The sequence below is a fragment of the Bacteroides sp. AM44-19 genome, assembly GCF_003603395.1.
GTDB lineage: Bacteria > Bacteroidota > Bacteroidia > Bacteroidales > Bacteroidaceae > Bacteroides > Bacteroides uniformis.
The window spans coordinates 1-2,910 of the sequence record NZ_QTNB01000032.1; the positions used below are offsets into that span (position 1 = coordinate 1).

The 2,910-nt window shown below is 48.7% G+C and carries 3 protein-coding genes and 1 pseudogene; all 4 read right to left on the bottom strand.

Annotation, left to right across the window (positions count from 1 at the left end):
• Window positions 1–51 precede the first annotated feature (51 nt).
• A pseudogene (locus DW947_RS20350) lies at window positions 52–420 on the bottom strand (relaxase/mobilization nuclease domain-containing protein); the annotation flags it as partial.
• Window positions 386–769 (bottom strand): MobC family plasmid mobilization relaxosome protein, encoded by a 384-nt coding sequence (locus tag DW947_RS20355; protein WP_004315361.1) that lies wholly within the window; start codon window positions 767–769, stop codon window positions 386–388. The gene DW947_RS20355 and the pseudogene DW947_RS20350, both read right to left, overlap by 35 nt.
• A gap of 145 nt (window positions 770–914) precedes the next feature.
• Entirely contained in the window at window positions 915–1,880 is a 966-nt protein-coding gene (locus tag DW947_RS20360) for a toprim domain-containing protein (protein ID WP_007656447.1), read from the bottom strand.
• A 162-nt stretch (window positions 1,881–2,042) separates the two neighbouring features.
• Window positions 2,043–2,910, bottom strand: an 868-nt coding sequence (locus tag DW947_RS20365; RefSeq protein ID WP_119958616.1) for a mobilization protein, incomplete at its 5' end; no start/stop codon positions are given.

Consider the following 2,910-nt stretch of genomic DNA (forward strand, 5'->3'; position numbering starts at 1 on the left):
GGGGCACTTTTTAAATGTTGTTCCGGGTCCCTTTTCAAGTGTTAGCTACAAAATGGTCTTGCCGTTATTGTCTATGCGGTTGAACACGATATGCACGTGCGGATGTTCCCGGTCTTGATGACGCACGATGATATACTGCGTATTGGTGATTTTCATTTCACGCATATACTCCTGCGCAAGCTGTACCATCTTCCCGTCTGTCAATTTGGGCGCATCCACTGTCGAATAACTTAACGCAATATGTCCGACAGGCTTCTTCAAATCGGGATTCATCCCGGTCTGCATACAGAAGCTGCGGATTATATCACCCCGGCTTTCAGTCAGAACCCCGTCCGCATGAAGCAAAACCGCCTGCTCCTTGCCGAGCACATAGTTCACACAGCCCTTAAAACCGCTTCCCTTTTTTATTTTTCCAATCATCCGACAAATGGTTTATGATTCCAATAATCCTGTTTTTGAGCTTCACCAGTTCCACCGCCACCAGTGCGAAACCTCCGGCATTCGCCCGGTGCGCCAACTGGTTGATGTTGTTGGCTTCCCCTGCCAGTTTGCGGATGGTGTCCGCATCCTGCCTGTTCAGCCGGGGTATGACCTCTGCCGAAACAACCGCCTGCCTTACATACTCACTGACACGCAACCCGGCTTCCCCGGCTCGCTTCCTGATGGCATAATACTGCAACTCGGTCAGTTTCGTACTGACAACCCGTTGCTGCTTCTCTATCCGTTTCTTTGCCGGACGTCCCCCCGGCTTGTCCTTTATACTCGTCATGGTTTTTTACGTTTGAATGGTGTCTTAAAAATTGCGACCAACGGGAGAAATTTTCTTTGCGGTGAGCAAAGCAAGGTAGTTTCGGTTTACCGAAACATAACCTTGCTCTCCAAATAAACCGCCAGCCGTTGATAGTCCTGCCGGATTAAATGCCCCTGCCTCTCTTTTGTCTTGGGGCGGCACGTTGTCCGGTTTCCTGCTTCGTTTCCTGCACTTGGCTGGCTTCGTTTTTCTGTTCCTGCTTCCTGCCGCACAGGTAATCGTTCAAGTCCGAATATCCCCTGTAATTGTGTGAGAAGTCACGTACACGGTAGGAGTATTCCAACTCGATATCCCGTGTCGCTTCATATCCAGCCTTGTCATTGTCAAGCATACAGTGGATGCGTTCATACAGGGACATCACGTCAAGGGCTTTCGACACATTGGCGGTAGAGTTAAGAATGACATAATCCTGCCTGTCAAGGTCGGGCATGGTCGGACAGTTCCTCATGCGGAGCGTAAGGAAAGAGAGGTAGTCCATGAAACCCTCGAACACCAGACATTTCTCTCTCGGCTCTCCCTGCTGCCGTATATGGGTGATGTCTTTCGGGGCGATGCAGCCTTTGAAAAAAGAGTTGCGCACCTCATAACCTCCTGTCATGTTCGGGAAACCGATAGCGAAGAACGGTCTGCCGTTATTGGTAAAATGGAGTTCCTTGCATTCTCTTTTTGCCAGTTCGATATTGATACCCCGTCCCTGCAAGTAACGGAGCAATGCCGGATGGGTAAGGTCACGGACTTCCAAATGCTGGAAACTCGGTTCTTTCCTACGCTGGGGAAAAGAAAAACTGACCGGACGGATGTGCGGTGTCTGTTCCGCTATCCGGTTTAAAAGGTATGGCAAGCTGTCTGAACAATAGAGTTCCTTTGCCAGTGCGATGAGGTTGCCGCCCTTGCCTGCGCCAAAGTCATACCAAAGGTTGCGGTCAGTGTTCACCTTGAAAGACGGTTCGTGTTCCTCCCTTAACGGTGATTTGTACCATAAACCGTTACCCTGCTGTTTGACAGGAGAGTAACCTAAACTGTGCAGATAGTCTGCGATGGGTATTTGTTTCACATCTTCGATGTTCATAACATTTTCTTTTTGGGGATAAAAAAATAGTTGAAAAGTGCACCAGTCCTGTTTAGTCCGTTATATATACACCCGTACCATACTAAACCTGCCTGTTCCGATACTGGGAAATAGTAAGTCCGTTCCTCTTGTATATACACCCGGACTAAACCAAACTGACTTTTAATAATGGAAATCGGGATTATAGCGGTAGCCCTTGCCCTCTTTCACAATCATGCGCTTGTTCACAAGAAACTTGTTAAGCGACACAAGAACATTGCGTCCACGCTCGTAACCGATACTCGCATAACCCTGTTTCAATGCCGCTATGACATTGGAATAGCCTTGTACCACCTGCTTGCCGAAACCGTTCTCCAACGCTTCCCGGTGTTGCTGTTCAGTCAGTTCCGTAAGCGAAAAGTTCCTGTCCTGCTTAGGTTGTTGGAATACATAATCATCCACGATTTCGGGTAAAGCGTTGTCATTGATACGGAATGCGAACGGGTCAAATTCCCGGTCACGTATGTGCATCGCCTTTACCTCGCTTATGTTGCCGTCCTGCTGGCTTTTCGTGATTTGCAGGACGGTTTCAGCCTTGTTGTTCAGTTCCGTACCGATATGCCCCCTTGTGTTGTCATCCCCCTTGTTCAAATGCAGCACGGTGTGGATATGCAGGTTATACCCACTTGACCAGCGCATCAAAAGGTTGATTAGGTCGGTTGATTCGCTGGGGCTGTTGATGTCGTACATCAAGTCACGGATTCCGTCAATGATGAGCAACCCCACATCGGGCATATTTTCAAGCATATAGCCGATAATCTGTTTCCGCTTGTCGGGGGTCTGCTCTCTTAGCACGATGAAAACAAAATCGTCCCTGTCCTTGTCGGTAGGCAGTCCGGCAAGTCGCAAAATACGCTCCATGACCTTATGGCAATGGTATTTGCTCTGCTCGGTATCTACATAGAGGATTTTCCGTTTGTTCGGTGGCAGGTATGCCGAATACTTCAGTACCTCGTCATTCTTCAACGCTGCCGCAACAATGGCGGAAATA

Bases quoted from the DNA above. Each gene is read 5' to 3' on its own strand.
- DW947_RS20355 (WP_004315361.1), bottom strand. From the start codon at position 769: ATGACGAGTATAAAGGACAAGCCGGGGGGACGTCCGGCAAAGAAACGG.
- DW947_RS20360 (WP_007656447.1), bottom strand. From the start codon at position 1,880: ATGAACATCGAAGATGTGAAACAAATACCCATCGCAGACTATCTGCAC.